This is a genomic window from Ramlibacter sp. (assembly GCA_019635435.1).
Classification (GTDB): Bacteria; Pseudomonadota; Gammaproteobacteria; order Burkholderiales; family Burkholderiaceae_C; genus JAHBZM01.
In genome coordinates this window covers 3,076,944-3,095,410 of the sequence record JAHBZM010000001.1, presented here as the reverse complement: position 1 = coordinate 3,095,410, position 18,467 = coordinate 3,076,944, and the positions used below count along the sequence as shown (strand labels likewise).

The 18,467-nt window shown below is 65.9% G+C and carries 20 protein-coding genes; 7 read left to right on the top strand and 13 right to left on the bottom strand.

What is annotated here, in order from left to right; all coding sequences use genetic code 11:
• Nucleotides 1–52 precede the first annotated feature (52 nt).
• Nucleotides 53–973, bottom strand: a complete 921-nt coding sequence (locus KF796_14980; GenBank protein MBX3587940.1) for a MoxR family ATPase — start codon at nucleotides 971–973, stop codon at nucleotides 53–55.
• 36 nt (nucleotides 974–1,009) lie between these two features.
• Here KF796_14980 and KF796_14975 point away from each other — a divergent pair, with 36 nt between their 5' ends.
• From KF796_14975 to KF796_14965, 3 genes are read left to right on the top strand one after another with little or no spacing between them, the layout of a single operon-like run.
• The gene (locus KF796_14975; protein ID MBX3587939.1) at nucleotides 1,010–1,972 is read left to right on the top strand and encodes a histone deacetylase family protein; all 963 of its coding nucleotides are present in this window, start codon (nucleotides 1,010–1,012) and stop codon (nucleotides 1,970–1,972) included.
• Entirely contained in the window at nucleotides 1,969–2,745 is a 777-nt protein-coding gene (locus tag KF796_14970; protein ID MBX3587938.1) for an enoyl-CoA hydratase, read from the top strand. Before KF796_14975 ends, KF796_14970 begins: the two co-directional genes overlap by 4 nt.
• A 5-nt stretch (nucleotides 2,746–2,750) precedes the next feature.
• Nucleotides 2,751–4,037 carry a mechanosensitive ion channel gene (locus KF796_14965; protein MBX3587937.1) on the top strand — a complete coding sequence of 429 codons (1,287 nt, stop codon included), beginning with the start codon at nucleotides 2,751–2,753 and terminating at the stop codon, nucleotides 4,035–4,037.
• Here the strand turns inward: KF796_14965 and KF796_14960 are convergent.
• The 3 genes from KF796_14960 to KF796_14950 form a co-directional block, all read right to left on the bottom strand.
• The gene (locus tag KF796_14960) at nucleotides 4,006–5,298 is read right to left on the bottom strand and encodes a TRAP transporter large permease (GenBank protein ID MBX3587936.1); all 1,293 of its coding nucleotides are present in this window, start codon (nucleotides 5,296–5,298) and stop codon (nucleotides 4,006–4,008) included. The two genes, KF796_14965 and KF796_14960, sit on opposite strands and share 32 nt — an antisense overlap.
• A complete protein-coding gene (locus KF796_14955) occupies nucleotides 5,295–5,720 on the bottom strand; it encodes a TRAP transporter small permease (protein ID MBX3587935.1) in 426 nt (141 codons plus the stop codon). The genes KF796_14960 and KF796_14955 overlap by 4 nt, the downstream gene beginning before the upstream one ends.
• Before the next feature lie 139 nt (nucleotides 5,721–5,859).
• The gene (locus KF796_14950) at nucleotides 5,860–6,879 is read right to left on the bottom strand and encodes a TRAP transporter substrate-binding protein (protein ID MBX3587934.1); all 1,020 of its coding nucleotides are present in this window, start codon (nucleotides 6,877–6,879) and stop codon (nucleotides 5,860–5,862) included.
• Between the two features lie 301 nt (nucleotides 6,880–7,180).
• Between KF796_14950 and KF796_14945 the strand changes: the two genes are divergently transcribed.
• The 4 genes from KF796_14945 (at nucleotide 7,181) to KF796_14930 (ending at nucleotide 11,872) form a co-directional block, all read left to right on the top strand.
• The gene (locus tag KF796_14945; protein MBX3587933.1) at nucleotides 7,181–7,930 is read left to right on the top strand and encodes an electron transfer flavoprotein subunit beta/FixA family protein; all 750 of its coding nucleotides are present in this window, start codon (nucleotides 7,181–7,183) and stop codon (nucleotides 7,928–7,930) included.
• A gap of 2 nt (nucleotides 7,931–7,932) precedes the next feature.
• A complete protein-coding gene (locus tag KF796_14940; protein ID MBX3587932.1) occupies nucleotides 7,933–8,865 on the top strand; it encodes an FAD-binding protein in 933 nt (310 codons plus the stop codon).
• A gap of 140 nt (nucleotides 8,866–9,005) precedes the next feature.
• Entirely contained in the window at nucleotides 9,006–10,796 is a 1,791-nt protein-coding gene (locus KF796_14935) for an acyl-CoA dehydrogenase (protein MBX3587931.1), read from the top strand.
• Nucleotides 10,797–10,888: 92 nt separating this feature from the next.
• Nucleotides 10,889–11,872, top strand: coding sequence for a nitronate monooxygenase (locus tag KF796_14930; GenBank protein MBX3587930.1), 984 nt, complete (start codon nucleotides 10,889–10,891; stop codon nucleotides 11,870–11,872).
• Nucleotides 11,873–11,917: 45 nt separating this feature from the next.
• Here KF796_14930 and KF796_14925 read toward each other — a convergent pair whose 3' ends face one another.
• From KF796_14925 to KF796_14885, 9 genes are all read right to left on the bottom strand, one after another.
• Complete coding sequence (locus KF796_14925; protein MBX3587929.1) at nucleotides 11,918–12,892, bottom strand: amidohydrolase; 975 nt, start codon at nucleotides 12,890–12,892, stop codon at nucleotides 11,918–11,920.
• Nucleotides 12,893–12,903: 11 nt separating this feature from the next.
• Nucleotides 12,904–13,356, bottom strand: coding sequence for an SRPBCC family protein (locus KF796_14920; protein ID MBX3587928.1), 453 nt, complete (start codon nucleotides 13,354–13,356; stop codon nucleotides 12,904–12,906).
• Nucleotides 13,357–13,458: 102 nt separating this feature from the next.
• On the bottom strand, nucleotides 13,459–13,797 hold the full coding sequence (locus KF796_14915; GenBank protein MBX3587927.1) for a TfoX/Sxy family protein: 339 nt from the start codon (nucleotides 13,795–13,797) through the stop codon (nucleotides 13,459–13,461).
• Nucleotides 13,798–13,808: 11 nt separating this feature from the next.
• On the bottom strand, nucleotides 13,809–14,279 hold the full coding sequence (locus KF796_14910; protein ID MBX3587926.1) for a group II truncated hemoglobin: 471 nt from the start codon (nucleotides 14,277–14,279) through the stop codon (nucleotides 13,809–13,811).
• Entirely contained in the window at nucleotides 14,272–14,757 is a 486-nt protein-coding gene (locus KF796_14905; GenBank protein ID MBX3587925.1) for an ATP-binding protein, read from the bottom strand. The genes KF796_14910 and KF796_14905 overlap by 8 nt, the downstream gene beginning before the upstream one ends.
• Before the next feature lie 34 nt (nucleotides 14,758–14,791).
• Complete coding sequence (locus KF796_14900) at nucleotides 14,792–15,355, bottom strand: DUF2867 domain-containing protein (protein ID MBX3587924.1); 564 nt, start codon at nucleotides 15,353–15,355, stop codon at nucleotides 14,792–14,794.
• A 10-nt stretch (nucleotides 15,356–15,365) separates the two neighbouring features.
• The gene (locus KF796_14895) at nucleotides 15,366–16,373 is read right to left on the bottom strand and encodes a cytochrome d ubiquinol oxidase subunit II (protein MBX3587923.1); all 1,008 of its coding nucleotides are present in this window, start codon (nucleotides 16,371–16,373) and stop codon (nucleotides 15,366–15,368) included.
• Between the two features lie 13 nt (nucleotides 16,374–16,386).
• Nucleotides 16,387–17,820, bottom strand: coding sequence for a cytochrome ubiquinol oxidase subunit I (locus KF796_14890; GenBank protein MBX3587922.1), 1,434 nt, complete (start codon nucleotides 17,818–17,820; stop codon nucleotides 16,387–16,389).
• Between the two features lie 2 nt (nucleotides 17,821–17,822).
• Nucleotides 17,823–18,401 (bottom strand): GbsR/MarR family transcriptional regulator, encoded by a 579-nt coding sequence (locus tag KF796_14885; GenBank protein MBX3587921.1) that lies wholly within the window; start codon nucleotides 18,399–18,401, stop codon nucleotides 17,823–17,825.
• Nucleotides 18,402–18,467 lie beyond the last annotated feature (66 nt).

Here is an 18,467-nt window from a genome sequence, read left to right as displayed (position 1 = left end):
GCCCCCTCGGGGGGCAGCGAGCATACGCAGTGGCGAGCGTGGGGGCGCATGTTCATGGAAGCGGCACGGCCTCGATCAGCGCGCGCACCTGCTCCACCGGGCCGCGCCCCGCGTCGCCCACGGGCACCAGCCGGTGGGCGATGGACTGGGGCAGGATGGCCTGCACGTCATCGGGGGCCACATAATCGCGCCCCGCCAGCAGGGCCTGCGCCTTGGCCGCGCGCACCACGGCAATGCCGGCGCGCGGGCTCAGCCCCTGCAGGAACCAGCGGCCCGAGCGCGTGGCCGCGATCAGGTCCTGCACATAGTTGAGCAGCGGCTCGGCCGCGTGGACCTGCAACACCTGTTGCTGCAGATGGTGCAAATCCACCGGCGTGAGCATGGCCGGCAGGGACTCGACCATGTCGCGCCGGTCGCCGCCGTTGAGCAGTTCGCGCTCGGCGGCGCGGTCAGGGTAGCCCAGCGAGATCCGCATCAGGAAGCGGTCCAGCTGGCTTTCGGGCAGCGCGAAAGTGCCCAGCTGGTCATGCGGGTTCTGCGTGGCGATCACAAAAAACGGCGAGGGCAGGGCCCTGGTTTCACCCTCGACCGTGACCTGTTTCTCTTCCATGGCCTCCAGCAGCGCGCTCTGGGTCTTGGGGCTGGCGCGGTTGATCTCGTCGGCCAGCAGCACCTGGGCAAACACCGGGCCCGGGTGGAAGACAAAGGCTTCCTTGCCGCGCTCGTAGATGGAGACGCCCGACAGGTCGCTGGGCATCAGGTCGGCGGTGAACTGGACCCGCGAGAATTCCAGGCCAAAGGCGCGGGCCAGCGCGTGGGCCAGGGTGGTTTTGCCCACCCCGGGAACATCCTCGATCAGCAGGTGCCCCCCCGCCAGCAGGCAGGCCACGCAGTCCTGCACCTGGGCCGGTTTGCCAACGATCACCGTGTTAAGCTGGTCGAGAAGACCCTTGAGTTTTTGTTGTGCATCCATGGCATGACGTTATCCGAAAATTGGCAGGCATGGACGATGACTGTGAACAAGACCGGTTATTTCACTCACCGCGATTGCTGGAAGCACGAGATGGGTGCGGGGCACCCCGAATGCCCCGAAAGACTCGACGCCATTGAAGACCGCTTGCTGGTCTCGGGTGTGGGCGATGCGCTTGACCGGCGTGAGGCGCCCGAGGCGTCACTGACCGACATCGAACTGGCGCACGCCCGCCTGCATGTGGCCGCGATGCGGGGCACCAGTGCCATGCTGGCCGAGGAGATCGCCGCGGGCGGTCCGACCCACGCGCAGATTGATCCCGACACCGCCATGAACGTGCACACCTGGAGCGCCTCGCTGCGGGCCGCGGGGGCCGCGCTGGCGGCCACCGACGCGGTGCTCGCCGGCGAGCTGGAAAACGCTTTCTGCGCGGTGCGCCCGCCGGGCCACCACGCGTGCCACGACAAGGCCATGGGCTTCTGCTTTTTCAACAACGTGGCCATTGCGGCGCGCTACGCCCTGGAGCGCCACCGGCTCAAGCGGGTCGCGGTGGTGGACTTTGACGTGCACCACGGCAACGGCACCGAGGACATCCTGAGCAACGACCCGCGCGTGCTGATGGTGGGCATCTTCCAGCACCCGTTCTACCCTTACACGGGCACCGACCACCCGGCCTCCAACATGCTCAACCTGCCGGTGCCGGCCTATACCCGGGGCATGGACATCCGCGAGATGATCGAAGCGTCGTGGATGCCGCGGCTGGAGGCGTTCCGGCCTGAAATGATTTTTGTGAGTGCGGGCTTTGACGCCCACCGCGAGGACGACCTGGGGCAGCTGGGCATGGTCGAGGCGGATTACGCCTGGATCACCTCGCGCATCAAGGATGTGGCCCGGCGCCATGCGAAGGGCCGCATCGTCTCCTGCCTTGAAGGCGGCTACCACCTGGACGCCCTGGCGCGCAGCGTGGAAGCCCATGTGCGTGAACTGGCGGACCTGTCATGAGTGATGCATTGATCGAGCGCCGCGACGACCGCGGTGTGTGGACCCTGACCATGAACCGCCCCGCGAGCTTCAACGCGCTCAGCGAGGAGATGCTGGGCGCGCTGCAGGCGGCGCTGGACCGCGTGGCGCAGGACGACCAGGCGCGGGCCGTGGTGCTGGGCGCCGAAGGCAAGGCCTTCTGTCCCGGCCACAACCTCAAGGAAATGATCGCCACGCCGCAGCTGGCCTACTACCAGAAGCTGTTTGCCCAGTGCAGCCGCATGATGCTCAGCCTCCAGAAGCTGCCGGTGCCGGTGATCGCGCGGGTGCAGGGGCTGGCCACGGCGGCCGGTTGCCAGCTGGTGGCGCAGTGCGACCTGGCCGTGGCGTCCACCGAGGCCCGCTTTGCCGTCAGCGGCGTGAACTTCGGCCTGTTCTGCTCCACGCCCAGCGTCCCGCTGGTGCGCAACATGGCGCCCAAGCAGGCCATGGAAATGCTCGTCACGGGCGAGTTCATCGACGCCGCGCAGGCCCTGTCGCGCGGGCTGGTGAACCGCGTGGTGGCGCCTGACCAGCTTGACGGGGAGATTGGCCGCCTGCTGGCCAGCATCCTGGGCAAGCCGCGGCTGGCCATTGCCATGGGCAAGGAGCTGTTCTACCGCCAGCGCGAGATGGGCGTTGAAGCGGCCTACCAGCTGGCCGGGCAGACCATGGCTGTCAACATGATGGACGCCACCGCCCAGGAGGGCGTGAGCGCCTTCACCGAGAAGCGCACACCCTCATGGAAAGCCTGACGCGCATGACCGAACTCGAGAAACTGCTGCGCGATCTCTCGCAGGCCGGCCTGGGGTTGGAGCTCTCGGCGCTGGCGGGCTGCCTGGCGCTGGCCTTTGCCCTGTGCTGGCTGGCGGGGCACAAGCAGGCCAAGGACTCCATCTGGTTTGGGCGTGGCATTGTGGACGGCCTGCTGTTCCCGCTGGTCTCGCTGGCGCTGGTGGTGGTGGCCCGCAACGTGGTGCTGCACTACGAGCAGGTGGCGCCGGTGCTGCGCATAGCCGTGCCCGTGCTGGTGTCGCTCGCCGGCATCCGCTTCCTGGCGCGTGTGCTCACGGTGGTGTTTCCCTCCTCGGGGCTGGCCCGGCTGATCGAGCGGCTGTTCTCGTGGCTGGCCTGGATGGCGGCCATGCTCTGGATTGCCGGTGTGCTGCCCGATGTGATGGACGAGATGGATGCCATCCAGTTTGTCTTTGGCAAAAGCAAGATCAGCGTCCTGAGCCTGGTGGAGGGCTTGCTGTCGTCCGGTGTGGTGCTGGTGCTGGCGCTGTGGGTCTCGGCCGCGCTGGAGCGCCGCATCCTGGTCGAAACCGTGAGCGACCTGTCGCTGCGCAAGGTCGCGGGCAATGCCATCCGGGCCGTGCTGTTGCTCGTGGGGTTGCTGTTCGCGCTGTCGGCGGTGGGGGTGGACCTCACGGCGCTGTCGGTGCTGGGCGGGGCGCTGGGCGTGGGCCTGGGCTTTGGCCTGCAAAAGCTCGCGGCCAACTATGTCAGCGGGTTTGTGATCCTCTTTGAGCGCAGCCTGCGCATTGGCGACACGGTGCGGGTCGAGAATTTTGAAGGCGTGGTGATGGACATCAAGACCCGCTACACCCTGATCCGGTCGCTGGCGGGGCGTGAGTCCATCGTGCCCAACGAGAAGCTGATCACCGAGCGCATTGAAAACCTTTCGCTGGCCGACCCGCGGGTGCTGTTGAGCACCTCGGTCACCGTGGGCTACGACAGCGACCCGGACCGCGTGAGCGCCTTGCTCGAATCCTGCGCGTTGTCCTGTGAACGGGTGCTGGAGGATCCGGGGCCGGGGGCGCGGCTGGCCAAGCTGGGGGCTGACGGGCTGGACTATGAGCTGCTGTTCTGGATCGCCGATCCGCAGAACGGGCAGCTGAACGTGCGATCCGACGTCAACACCGCCATCCTCAAGGCCCTGCGAGCCGAGAACATCGAGATTCCCTACCCGCAGCGGGTGGTCCACCTGAAGGCCCCCCCCGGGGCGCCGGCGGTCAGCGCACCATCGACGGCAGCCACAGACTGAGCTGCGGAAACGCGATCAGCAGGCCCAGCGTGATCACCATCACGAACACAAACGGCCAGCAACCCCTGAAAATCTGGAGCAGGCCCACCTCGGGCAGCAGCGCGTTGAGCACGAACAGGTTCATGCCCACGGGCGGCGAGATCAGGCCGATCTGCACGATCATCACGATCAGCACGCCAAACCACACCGGGTCAAAGCCCAGCGAGGTGACGATGGGGAAGAACAGCGGAATGGTCAGCAGCACCATGGTGAGTTCTTCCATCACCGTGCCCAGCAGCACATAGATGCCCATCATGGCCGCGATGATCAGGATCGGCGACAGGCCCAGGTGCAGGATCCAGTCCTTCAGGTCGCCGGGCATGGTGGTGAAGTTCACGAAGTTGGCGAAGATGGTCGCGCCAATCAGCAGCGTGAACAGCATGGCCGTGGTGCGGGCCGACTCCACCAGCACCTGGAACAGGATGGCCCAGGTCAGGCGCCGGCGCGCCAGCGCGAACAGGAAGGCGCCCGAGGCCCCGATGCCCGCGCCCTCGGTGGCCGTGAACACGCCGCCATAGATGCCGCCCAGCACCACGATGACCAGCACCACCACGCCCCAGATGCCGCGCAGCGCGCGCCAGCGGTCGGGCCAGGCGGTGCGCTCGCCCGGCGGTGCATGCTCGGGGTCGCGCCGCGTGACGATCGACACCGTGAGCATCAGCAGTGCCGCCGAGATCAGCCCGGGGATCACCCCGGCCGCGAACAGCTTGCCGATGTTGGTCTCGGTCACGATGCCGTAGATCACCAGGATGGTGGAGGGCGGGATCATGATGCCCAGCGTGCCGCCGGCCGCCATGACGCCCGTGGACAGCGCATCGCTGTAGCCCAGCTTCTTCATCGACGGGTAGGCCACCTTGCTCATGGTGGCGGCCGTGGCGATGGACGAGCCGCAGATGGCGCCAAAGCCCGCGCAGGCGGCAATGGTGGCGTGGGCCAGCCCGCCGCGCAGGTGGCCGATGAAGGCGTAGGCCGCCTGGAACAGCTCGTGGGCCAGGCCCGCGCGGGCCACGAAGTTGCCCATCAGGATGAACAGCGGGATCACTGACAGCGTGTAGGCAAAGCCGGTGTCGTACACCACGTTGGCCATGCTGGCGAAGGCGGGCGTCCAGCCGCGCGTGAGGCCGATGCCCACCACACCCACCACGCCCATGCCAAAGGCCAGGGGGAAGCGCAGCAGGGCCAGCGCGAAGATGGCGGCGAATCCGATCAGGGCTTCGGTCACAGCGCGGCTCCCTGGATCTCGTGGATTGACGGAACGGGGCTGACCATCAGCGCCACATGCACCAGCCCGGTGGCTCCGCACAGCACGCTCATGCCATAGATGAACGGCGCCTTGAGGATCAGCAGCTGGGCCGTGGTCTCGCCGCTGGCCAGGAACTGGTTGCCGGTGTTCCACATCAGCACGGCCAGCGCGAGCAGGGCGGCCGCGCAGATGCCGTCCACCAGCAGCTTCTGCACGCGCAGCAGCCAGGGCGGCAGGTGGCTGTCGAGCGAATCGAACAGCACATGCTCGCCGCGCAGCGACACCAGGGGCAGCGCGCCAAAGATCACCACCACCATGAGCAGCTCGGTCATCTCGAGCGAGCCGGTGATGGAGTGCGACATGAGCTTGCGGCCGCCCACGTCGAGAAACGTGAGCACCATGATGGCGAACAGGGCAATGCCCGAGAGCAGCCCGCAAAGGACTTCAAGGATTTTTTTCAAGGGGCTGTTTCCGTGAGGCCAATAAAAACGCGGCCCTCATTGTGAATGAGGCCGCGTCGGTGCAGGCTGCGGGTGCTACTTACTTGGACGCCTTGGCGATCTCTGCGCGGAACTCGGCCAGCACCTTGGCGGCGTTCTTCAGGCCCTTGGCCTCGGCCTCGCCAACCCACTTCTGTTCCAGCGGGGCGGTCTTGGCCTTCACGTCGGCCACGAACTTGGCATCAGCCTTGACGATGGCCACATTGTTGGCCTGCATCAGTGCCGTGGCGCGGCGGTCCACCTTGTCCCAGCCACGGCCAAAGATGTGGGCCGCGGTTTCGCCGGAAATGGCGTCCACGGCCTTCTTTTCCTCGGCGCTGAGCTTGTCGTACTTGGCCTGGTTCATCATGAACACAAAGCTGGTGTTGTACAGGCCGCCCGGGAAGGTGGTGGCGTACTTGATGATCTTGTCGATCTTGAACGACTCGGTCGATTCGGCCGGGAACAGCGTGCCGTCCATCACGCCGCCGGACAGCAGCTCATACGACTCGGGCGCGGGCTTGAGCGTGACGTTCATGTCCAGCTTCTTGGAGATCTCGTTGACCATGCCACCACCCACGCGGAACTTCAGGCCCTGCAGGTCGGCCACCTTGGTGATCGGGTGCTTGGTGTTGAAGACGATGCCGGGGCCGTGGGTGAAATAGGAGATGACCTTGACGCCCGCGTGCTCCTGGTCGAACTGCGGGTACTTGCTGGCGATCTTGTTGAACGCCACCGAGATCGGCTCCGACTGGTCGCCCAGGAACGGGAACTCGGCCATCTGCGTGTACAGGAAGCGGCCGGGCGTGTAGCCGTGCACGGTGTAGGAGATGTCGGCCAGGCCGTTCTTGACGGCGTCGAAGGTGCCGGGGGCGCCGGTCACGCCACGCGGCAGGATGTTGCACTTCATCTTGCCCGTGGTGTTTTTCTCCAGCAGGTCGCACCACTCCTTCTGCGCCATGCTCAGCGTGTGGCTGGGCGGCAGCCAGCTGGAAACGGTGAACACGGTGTCGGCACTGGCCGCACCGGCGGTGAGGGAGAGCAGGGCGGTGGCGAGCAGGGAGAGGCGGGGGCGTGTCATGAAGGAGGCTCCTTTATTTGTTGCAGCGCACACTTTAAGGGTCAAAGCGGGCCCGGCGAGTCCTGAATTACCCGAATTAACCAACCGTTTGGTCGGTAAATTGTCCGATGCCTGACATTGATTTCGGGGCATTTCCCTAAATCCCGCCGGACCCGCCTCTATAATTCCAAAAAAGAACGGTCGTTCGATTTTGTGGATTCGACCGACCTGTCGTCGGGACGATAGGTCGTTGATGCACCGCCGCATAGAATCGACAGGTTTACGTTTACGTCAATTCAACAACTCTGTGGAGCCAGTCAGCATGAAGGTCCTTGTCCCTGTCAAACGCGTGGTGGACTACAACGTGAAAGTCCGCGTCAAGTCGGATAACACGGGTGTGGACATTGCCAACGTCAAAATGAGCATGAACCCCTTCGACGAAATCGCCGTCGAAGAGGCCGTGCGCCTGAAGGAAAAGGGCGTGGCCACCGAGGTCATTGCCGTCTCGTGCGGCGACGCCAAGTGCCAGGAGACCCTGCGCACCGCCATGGCCATCGGCGCCGACCGCGCCATCCTGGTCGAAACCACCGAAGAACTGCAGCCGCTGGCCGTGGCCAAGCTGCTCAAGGCCCTGGTGGACAAGGAGCAGCCCCAGCTCATCATCCTGGGCAAGCAGGCCATCGACGATGACTGCAACCAGACCGGCCAGATGCTGGCCGCGCTGGCCGACCTGCCGCAAGCCACCTTTGCCTCCAAGGTCGAAGTGGCCGACGGCAAGGCCAAGGTCACGCGCGAGGTTGACGGCGGCCTGGAAACGCTGTCCATCAGCCTGCCCGCCGTCATCACCACCGACCTGCGCCTGAACGAGCCGCGCTACGTGACGCTGCCCAACATCATGAAGGCCAAGAAGAAGCAGCTCGACACCTTCAAGCCCGAAGACCTGGGCGTGGACGTCAAGCCGCGCCTGAAGACCCTGAAAGTGGTCGAGCCGCCCAAGCGTAGCGCCGGCATCAAGGTGCCTGACGTGGCCACGCTGGTCGAGAAACTCAAGAACGAAGCGAAGGTGATCTGAACATGACCGCACTTGTTATTGCCGAACACGACAACGCCTCCATCAAGGGCGCCACCCTCAACACCGTGACCGCGGCCGCTGCCTGCGGGGGCGACGTGCATGTGCTGGTGGCCGGCCACAACGCGGGCGAGGTCGCCAAGGCCGCCGCCGCGATTGCCGGCGTGAGCAAGGTCATCCACGCCGAAGGCGAGCACTTTGCCCACGGCCTGGCCGAGAACATTGCCGCCCAGGTGCTGGCCATCGCTGGCAACTACAGCCACATTGTGTTTCCCGCCACCGCCAGCGGCAAGAACATTGCCCCGCGCGTGGCCGCCAAGCTCGACGTGGCCCAGATCAGCGACATCACCAAGGTCGACAGCCCAGACACCTTCGAGCGCCCCATCTACGCCGGCAACGCCATTGCCACCGTGCAGAGCGCCGATGCCACCAAGGTCATCACCGTGCGCACCACAGGCTTTGACCCGGCGGCCGCCAGCGGTGGCAGCGCCGCGGTGGAGTCCGCCACGGCCGCGGCCGACAGCGGCAAGAGCACGTTCGAGGGCAACGAGATCGCCAAGAGCGAGCGGCCCGAACTGACGGCAGCCAAGATCATCGTCTCCGGCGGCCGGGCCCTGGGCAGCTCCGAGAAGTTCACCGAGGTCATGACCCCGCTGGCCGACAAGCTGGGCGCCGCGCTGGGCGCCAGCCGCGCCGCGGTGGATGCGGGCTACGCCCCCAACGACTGGCAGGTGGGCCAGACCGGCAAGATCGTCGCGCCGCAGCTGTACATCGCGGCCGGCATCTCGGGCGCGATCCAGCACCTGGCCGGCATGAAGGACTCCAAGGTGATCGTGGCGATCAACAAGGACCCCGAAGCCCCGATCTTCAGCGTGGCCGACTACGGCCTGGAAGCCGACCTGTTCACCGCGATCCCCGAACTGGTCGCCGCTCTGTAAAAGAAAAAGCGAACGCAGAGGGCGCGAAGATTGCGCAGAGAGCGCAAAAGGAAAACCAGTCTTTTGGATTTCTTTTCTGCGTCCTTCGCGGTTCCTTTGCGCCCTCTGCGTTCGGGACCCGTACTCCAGGAGACAAAACCATGAGCTATACCGCCCCCGTCAAGGACATGCTGTTCGACATCCGGCACCTGGCGCACATCGACCAGGTGGCGCAGATCCCGGGCTTTGAAGAAGCCGGCTACGACACCGCCCAGGCCGTGCTCGAAGAGTGCGCCAAGTTCAACGAGGGCGTGCTCGCGCCGCTGAACCGCGAGGGGGACATCAACCCCAGCAGCTGGAAGGACGGCAAGGTCACCACCACGCCGGGCTTCAAGGACGCGTTCCGGCAATACGCCGAGGGCGGCTGGCAGGGTCTGCAGCACCCGGTGGACTTTGGCGGCCAGGGCCTGCCCAAGACCATCGGCGCGGCCTGCGGCGAGATGCTCAACTCCGCCAACATGAGCTTTGCGCTGTGCCCGCTGCTGACTGACGGCGCGATCGAGGCCTTGCTCACGGCCGGCTCCGACGAGCTCAAGGCCATCTACCTCGAAAAACTGGTCAGCGGCCAGTGGACCGGCACCATGAACCTGACCGAGCCGCAGGCCGGCAGTGACCTGGCGCTGGTGCGCACCCGCGCCGAGCCGCAGCCCGACGGCAGCTACAAGATTTTTGGCACCAAGATCTTCATCACCTACGGTGAGCACGACATGGCCGAGAACATCGTCCATCTGGTGCTGGCCCGCGTGGTGGGCGCGCCCGAGGGCGTCAAGGGCATCAGCCTGTTCGTTGTGCCCAAGTTCATGGTCGGCAAGGACGGCGCGCTGGGCGCGCGCAATGACGCGCACTGCGTGAGCATCGAGCACAAGCTGGGCATCAAGGCATCGCCCACCGCCGTGCTGCAGTTTGGCGACCATGGGGGGGCTGTGGGCTACCTCGTGGGCCAGGAGAACCGCGGCCTGGAATACATGTTCATCATGATGAACGCCGCGCGCTACGCCGTGGGCGTGCAGGGCATTGCGATTGCCGAGCGCGCTTACCAGAAGGCCGTGGCCTACGCCAGGGACCGCGTGCAAAGCCGTCCGGTGGACGGCAGCATCAACGCCAGCGCGCCCATCATTCACCACCCCGACGTCAAGCGCATGCTGATGACCATGCGGGCCTACACCGAGGGCTGCCGCGCCATGGCCACGGTGGCCGCTGCCGCGTATGACGCCGCGCACCACCACCCGGATGCCGACGTGCGCAAGCAGAACGCGGCCTTTTACGAGTTCATGGTGCCGCTGGTCAAGGGCTACAGCACCGAGATGAGCCTGGAAGTCACCAGCCTGGGCGTGCAGGTGCATGGCGGCATGGGCTTCATCGAGGAAACCGGCGCGGCACAGTACTACCGCGACGCCAAGATCCTGACCATCTACGAAGGCACCACCGCCATCCAGGCCAACGACCTCGTGGGCCGCAAGACCGCGCGCGACGGCGGGCAGACGGCCAAGGCCATTGCCGCGCAGATCGAGAAGACCGAGGCCGAGCTGGGCCGCAGCGGCACGGACGCCGCCAGGGCCATGGCGCGCCGCCTCAAGGCCGCGCGTGAAGCCTTTGTGGATGTGGTGGACTTTGTGGCCGGCAACACCAAGGCCAGCCCCAACGCCGTGTTTGCCGGCAGCGTGCCCTACCTGATGCTGGCGGGCAACCTGGTGGCCGGCTGGCAGATGGCCCGCGCGCTGCTCGTGGCGCAAGAGCTGTCCGCCAAGGGGGAAGACAAGGCCTTCATGGACGCCAAGGTCACGACCGCGCGCTTTTACGCCGACCACATCCTCAGCAAGGTGCCCGGCATCCGCGACAGCATCGTCGAAGGCGCTGACAGCGTGACCGAACTGGCGCTCGACGCCTTCTGATCTGCTACTGAAAATATAGCGAAGAGTGGCCGCCAGTCCTGGACTCCAGCCACTTTTCGCCTGAAAACACCGACAAAACCGACGGAGACCCCATGTCCAAGCTTCCCCAGTCACTGCAGAACCTGCGCCTGCCCGTCATTGGCTCGCCGCTGTTCATCATCAGCAATCCCAAGCTCGTGATCGAGCAGTGCAAGGCCGGCATCATCGGCGCCATGCCCGCGCTCAATGCGCGCCCGGCCGCGCAGTTGGAAGACTGGCTGGCTGAAATCACCGAGACCCTGGCCGCCTACAACAAGGCCCACCCTGACAGGCCCGCCGCGCCCTTTGCCATCAACCAGATCGTGCACAAGAGCAATGACCGGCTTGAGCACGACATGGAAATGGTCGTCAAGTACAAGGTGCCCGTCATCATCACCAGCCTGGGCGCGCGCACCGACGTGAACGACGCCATCCACAGCTATGGCGGCGTGGTGCTGCACGACATCATCAACAACATGTTTGCCCGCAAGGCCATCGAGAAGGGCGCCGACGGCCTGATCGCCGTGGCGGCCGGTGCCGGCGGCCATGCGGGCGTGAAGAGCCCGTTCGCGCTGATCCAGGAAATCCGCCAGTGGTTTGACGGCCCGCTGGCGCTCAGCGGCTCCATTTCCACGGGCGGCGCGGTGCTGGCGGCCCAGGCCATGGGCGCTGACTTTGCCTACATCGGCTCGGCCTTCATCGCCACCGAGGAGGCCCGCGCCAGCGACGCCTACAAGCAGGCCATCGTGGACGGCAACAGCGACGACATCGTCTACAGCAGCCTGTTCACGGGCGTGCATGGCAACTACCTCAAGCCCAGCATCATCGCGGCCGGCATGGACCCCGACAACCTGCCCGAGGGCGATGTCAAGACCATGAACTTTGCCGGCGGCGAAGGCAGCAAGAGCAAGGCCTGGAAAGACATCTGGGGCTGCGGCCAGGGCATTGGCGCCGTGACCGAGGTGCTGCCCGCCGGCAAGCTGGTGGACCGGCTCGCCCGCGAGTACGACCAGGCCCGCGCCCGCCTGATGCCGCAGGCCGAGGCCGCGCTGGCCTGACCGGTTAGCCCTCGCCGCCCGCTGCTGCCACCGGCGCCCCGCGTGTCATGGCCGCGTTTGAATCAGCTTGAGGATGTTGCCCCGGGCCACGCGCTCCTGCGCGGCCGGGCTGAGCTGGCGCAGAAACGACTGCACGCTCTCAAGCTTGGCGGCGTCGCTGCCCAGCGAGCGGTGGCTGGCATCGCTGCCCACAAGGAAGCGGTCGGGCTGGGCCTCGATCAGGGCCAGCCACTGCGGCCAGACATGCTGGCCGTCATGCAGCAGGGTGTAGTCGGGTGAGCGGGGGTGCACGGGCCAGGTTCTTGCGCTCAGCTCGTAATACAGGTTGGGGTGCTGCGCCAGCATGCGCTGCGCGATGAACAGCGGCGTGTAGCCACCGTGCGCCCAGATGACCGGCACATCGGCAAATTCGTCCAGCAGCGCCGACAACTCGCGCAGCCGCGTCAGCTCGACATGCAGCATCACGGGCAGGCGGTGCTTGCGGCCCAGCGCCAGGATGCCGCGCGTCATGAACCCCGACGGGTTGTAGTCCGCCTCGGGGAAGCCGGGCGAGGGAAAGTGCGTGACCGAAATCTCGCCAATGCCGCGGAACCGGCCCGAGGCCAGCAGCTCGTCCAGCTGCTTGAGCAGCGTGGCGTCGTCGGCGTCCCAGGCCTTCCGGTAACTGGCGCGCTCCGGCGAGACCGAGGCAAATGCAATGAAGCGGTCCGGGTGTTGCCTGGCCATGGCGGCCACCGAGTCGTTGTCGCTGTTGCGGCCCCAGAACACCACCGCGCGCTCCACGCCAAACCGCTGCATCAGCTCAAGCTGCATCGGCGCGTCGTTCAGGTGCACATGCACATCGACAAACGCCACGGTCGCCGTGTTGTGCGCGGCCGGGCTGACCGGGGCCGCGGGTGCTGGCGCGCGAATCACCCGCAGCTGCCTGGCCGCCGCGCGTTCGGCGGGTGCGGGCGGCGGCGCGGCCGCGCAGGCCGCGAGCAGCAGGGTGAGAAGGGCAGTTGCGAGGGTACGAACCATGGGCGCCTGGCTCAGCCCGGAATTTCTGGTTCCACCAGCCGGGCCAGTTGCTCCAGTGACTCCTGCCAGCCCAGGTAGCACATCTCGGTGGGAATGACCGCGGGGATGCCCTCCTGCACGATGCTGATGTCGGTGCCGCACATCACCGGGCGCAGCACGATGGTGGTGACCATCTGCCCGGGCAGGTTGGGGTCGTCAAAACTCGCGGTGTAGCTGATCTTTTCATGGGGCACCAGTTCGCGGTATTCGCCACCGAACGAATTGCCGCTGCCCTGGCCCGCCGAGAAGTTGGTGAACGACATCTTGTAGCTGCCGCCCACGCGCGCGTCCATGCTGTGCACCTGGCAGGTGAAGCCATAGGGCGGCAGCCACTTGGCCATCGCGTCGGGCGTGAGAAAGGCGCGGTAAACGCGCTCGGGCGGGGCTTTGAGGACGCGGTGCAGACGAACGGTGCCGGTGGTCATGGTGAGATCCTTTCAGGGGGTTGAACCGTGGCGCGCCAAGGGCGCGCCTGATTCAACGACGAACGGGCCGCCGCGTTTTCGACAGCAACGCGCGTGCCCCGATTATTTCGGCTTTTTGGCTGGCAGGGCAGCGACATGGCTGGCGCACCAGGTCACCCAGGCGGCCAGGGCGTCGTCTTCCACCAGACCCGGCGGGTCAATGTAGACATAGCCCTTGAGCGGCCGGCCCGTGAACGTCATTTCGCGGACATGGGGCAGGGCCAGGGCATCGGCATAATGCTGCGCCCCCACGCGGGCCATCAGCTTCTCGCCCGAGATGCCCACGAACATCTTGCCGTCCAGCAGAAATGCCAGGCCGCCGAACATCCTGCGCTCGGTGATGCCGGATTGAGGGCCCAGTGCTTCGCGCACGCGCTGGGCCAGACCTTCGTCGAATGCCATGGGTGACCCTTTCAGCCCTGGTACGGGCCCTTGACTTCGCCCCAGCCCCAACGCGGCATGGGCGCATGCTCATCCACGGTGGCGCCCGCCTGCGAATTGATCACGGCCAGCCGGGAGCCCCATTCGAGATAGCCCACCAGCGCCGAGCGGAACTCGGGATCGTCGGGCAGGCCCAGCTCATCCGCCGTTGCCAGCAGCAAGCCCACCCAGCGGCGCCTCATGCCCTGCGTGAGGTGGCGGTTGAGATGCTGGCGGATCATGTGGGGATGGCCGCCGTGCGCGGCCGAGTAAGCCGCCGGGCCGCCCAGCACCTCACCCAGAAAGGCCGCCACATGCCCCGGATGATCGGCCGCCATGTGCGCAAAGACCGGCTGGAGCAATTCGTCCTGATGGACATGCTCGTAGAAGCGCGTGGTCAGGCGATTCAGCGCGTCGATGCCGCCGAGCCATTCGTAGAGGGTGGGTATGTTGGTGTCAGGCATCGTACGCCCTGACATGGAATCCCTCTGCCTCTTCAGGCGGCTCGAAGAACGACGAGATGAATTCAAAGTCTTCCTCGCTGAGGTGATGCGACCCTTCGGGGCGCTCCACATTGCGCTTGCCAATGCGTTCAAGGCACACGGTGTCCGGCGTCTGCACCAGGTGCAGGACATGGGCGGCGCCTGCGGGTTCGAACACCGTGCGGAACCAGGCGCGTGTGGCCCGGGTGTTGGCCGGAAAGTCCAGCACCACGGACTGCCCGGACTTCAGCAGGTCCACCACCAGCGGGCCAACGACTGACTTGAGCTTGAGCGCAAACTTGCGGTAGTCGTCCAGGGTCTTCATCTGGTCGCCAAACAGGCGGGCGAGCCAGACGTCTTCGCTGATCAGCAGTGCGTTCTGCTCGCTGGCCACCTGCCTGGCGATGGTGCTCTTGCCGGCGCCGGCCTTGCCGCAGAAGAAGTGGAGGGTGGAGCTCATGGGAACGGATTCTCGCGCGATTGACGCGAATCCGTCACCGTCGGCCAAGGCCCTCAGTGTCGCTGGCCGCAGGCCAGCCGGCCCGTGCCGCGCGTTCCAGCATGGACCGGACCACCTGCCGGTGAAACGGCGCGATCAGCAGGATGTAGCTGCGCCCCAGCGCGTTGTGGCAATGGACGACGGTGGACACGGTGAGCTGGCGGGGCCCGCCAGGTGCCGCAGCGTCAGAGCAGTGCACCGACACGCGGAAGTCCAGGTGCCTGTCGTCCTCGCCCAGCAGGATTTCATCGGCCGCCTTGCTGTAGATCCTGAAAATGCCGACCCTCGGGCTGGCCGCCCCCTCGGGCTGGGCCGTCAATTGCTTCGCGGTCTTCAGGCCGAAGGGCGACACCAGCGCATCGCGCATTTTCATGAGCCCACTGACCCACGGCGCCTGCTGGGCAAAGATGAAGCGGGCAAGCCGTTCGGGGTCGGCCGTGGTGCCGGGCGGCAATTGAATCGAGAACGCATCCGCGAGGTGGGTCGATGGGTAGATGCGCGCAATGCTGGCGCCGGCGGGGATGGCGACGGGTGTGGCGCCGGCAAACGGGGTGGACATGCGTGGTTCCTCAGTGGCCCGGGCCATAGCTCAGCGTGCTGGCCCGGCCCCAGAACACGCGGTACATGAAGATGGTGTACGCAATGATCGCGGGCAGGGTGATGGCCACACCGATGAAGATCACCACCAGCGACTCGTGCGCGCTGGCGGCCTGCCACACGGTGAGCTTGTTGATGACGATGTACGGGTAGATGCTGTAGGCCAGCCCCAGAAAGGCCAGCATGAAGATCAGCACCGTGCTGGCAAACACCACCCAGCCGTAGCCGGCGGCCACCACCCGGGGCTTGGTCAGCGTGTGCAGCGCCGCATAAAACGCGGCGGCGCAGGCCAGCGGGATGGGCAGCAGACCAATGAACTCGGGCATGCTGAACCATTTGTCAAACACCGTGGTGCTGACCAGCGGCGTGGCCATGGAGATGCCCACCAGCGCCAGGCCCATGGGCCAGAGCACGGCGCGGGCCCAGCCCACGGCCCTGAGCTGCAGTTCGTCCCAGGTCTTCATGATGAGCCAGCCCGCGCCCAGCATGGCGTAGGCGGTGGGCAGGGTCAGCGCAATGCCGGCGCTGAACAGCAGCGACCAGCGGTCGTGGTCAAAGCCCGTGAGGTAGCTGCCCAGCATCCAGCCCTGGGCCATGGCGGCCAGCAGCGAGCCCAGTGCAAACAGGCGGTTCCAGGTGGTCTTGTGCGAGTCGCGCGCCTTGACCCGGAAGTCAAACGCCACGCCGCGCAGGATCAGCCCGATCAGCATCACCGCCACCGGCAGGTACAGCGCCGACAGCACCAGCCCGTGCGCCTGTGGAAACGCCACCAGCAGCACGCCCACGCCCAGCACCAGCCAGGTTTCGTTGGCGTCCCAGAACGGACCGATGCTGGAGACCATGATGTCTTTCTCGGCGTCGGTGGCAAAGGGCAGCAGGATGCCCACGCCCAGGTCATAGCCATCCAGCACCACATAGGCCAGCAGCGACAGGCCCATCACGGCCATGAAGATCAGCGGAAGGATTTCGTTCCAGCTCATGGTGTTCTCCGGTTCAGGCGGGGCCGCCAATGGGAGCGCCGGCCTTGGCGCTTTGCGGGGTTTCAGCGGTGACCTGCGCCGGGTGTTGCGCCATGTACATCAGCACCATCACGTACGACACCAGCAGAAAGGCATAGACCAGCAGGTAGGCGATGAGGGTGGACAGCACCATCTGCGGCGGGTGTTCGGCCACCAGGTCGGCGGTGCGGAACACGCCATACACCAGGAAGGGCTGGCGGCCAATCTCGGTCACGAACCAGCCGGCCAATGTGGCCACCCAGCCCGAGAAGGTCATGGCGGCGAGCACGCGCAGTTGCCAGATGGAGAAGCCAGAAACTCCCGTTCGGGCTGAGTCTGTCGAAGCACCTGCGGGCCCTTCGACAGGCTCAGGGCGAGCGGATCTTTGGCGCCACAGCGTCCACGCGCACCACCAGGCCACGGCCAGCATCAGCATGCCCATGCCCACCATCACGCGAAAGCTCCAGAACACCGGGGCCACGGGCGGGTGTGCGTTGGGGAATTCGTTCAGGCCCTGGATTTCGGCGTTGATGTCGTGCGCCAGGATCAGGCTGGCCAGCTTGGGCACCTGGATGGCGTAGTCGGTGCGGCCCTCCTTCTCGTTGGGCCAGCCAAACAGGGTGAGCGGGGCGCTCTTTTCGGTGTGCCAGATGCCCTCGATCGCGGCAATCTTGGCGGGCTGGTGCTCCAGTGTGTTCAGGCCGTGCGCGTCGCCCGCGATGATCTGCAGCGGGATGGCCACCGCCACGGCCACCACGGCGGCGCGCAGGGCATGGTGGGTGCCGGCATTGCTGGTCTTGCGCAGCAGCTGGAAGGCCGACAGCCCGGCTATCAGGAAGCCCGCGGTCAGCGTGGAGGCCAGCAGCTTGTGCGTGAGCCGGTAGGGGAACGAGGGGTTGAACACAATCGCCAGCCAGCTTTCGGCGTGCATCCTGCCGTCGATCAGGGTGAAGCCCGCGGGCGTCTGCATCCACGAGTTGAGGCTCAAAATCCAGAACGCCGACAGCGTGGTGCCACCGGCCACCATCAGCGTGGCCACCAGGTGCACGCGGTCCGACACGCGGCCCCGGCCAAACAGCATGATGCCCAGGAAGGTGGCCTCCAGGAAGAACGCGGTGAGCACTTCATAGCCCAAAAGCGGCCCGGCGATGTTGCCGGCCCGCTCCATGTAGCCCGGCCAGTTGGTGCCGAACTGGAAGCTCATGGTCACGCCCGACACCACGCCCAGCGCAAAGGTCAGCGCAAAGATCTTGGTCCAGAAGTAGTAGGCCTCTTCCCAGCCCTGGGCCTGGGCCGTGCCGCGCGCCGCCGTGTGGCGGAAGCGGAAGTAAACCAGGAACCAGCACAGCGCGATGTTGATGGTGGGGAACAGGATGTGAAAGCTGATGTTCGCGGCGAACTGGATGCGCGAGAGCACAAGGGCGTCCATGGTCATTGCTCCCTGGGGCGGTTGGGGGACCGGCCCGTGACGCGGTCCTTGAATTCGAGCACCTTGGTCACGGTGGCGCCCATGCCCATGAGCTGCATGGCGGTCTCGGGCGCCAGCTTCTGCACGTCGTCAAACCAGGTCATGAGCCGGTCGATCAGCTCGTGCATCTGGCGCATGCGCTCCTGGGCGTGGCGCTCTTCGTCGTTGGTGGGTTCCTCCAGCAGCGCCATGCGCAGCATCGACAGCGTGGGTTCGATCTCGCGGCGGCGCCGCTCCTCGGCCAGCACGCGGAAGATTTCCCAGACATCGCCCGGCGCCTCGAAGTACTCGCGCCGGTCGCCGCTCTGGTGGCGCAGCCGCACCAGCCGCCAGGCCTGCAGCTCCTTCAGGCCCATGCTCACGTTGGAGCGCGAGAACTCCAGCATCTCGGCAATCTCGTCGGCATTGAGCGCGCGCTGCGAGATGAAGATCAGTGCATAGATCTGGCCCACGGTACGGTTGATGCCCCACTTGCTGCCCATTTCGCCAAAGTGCGCGACGAACTGGCGGTTCAGGGGAGGGAGGTGGTCTTGCAGTGGCATGGCTGGATTTTGTACGGAAATTCCTGAGTTTTCAAGAAATACTGAAAATTCACCTTGACTTTCAAG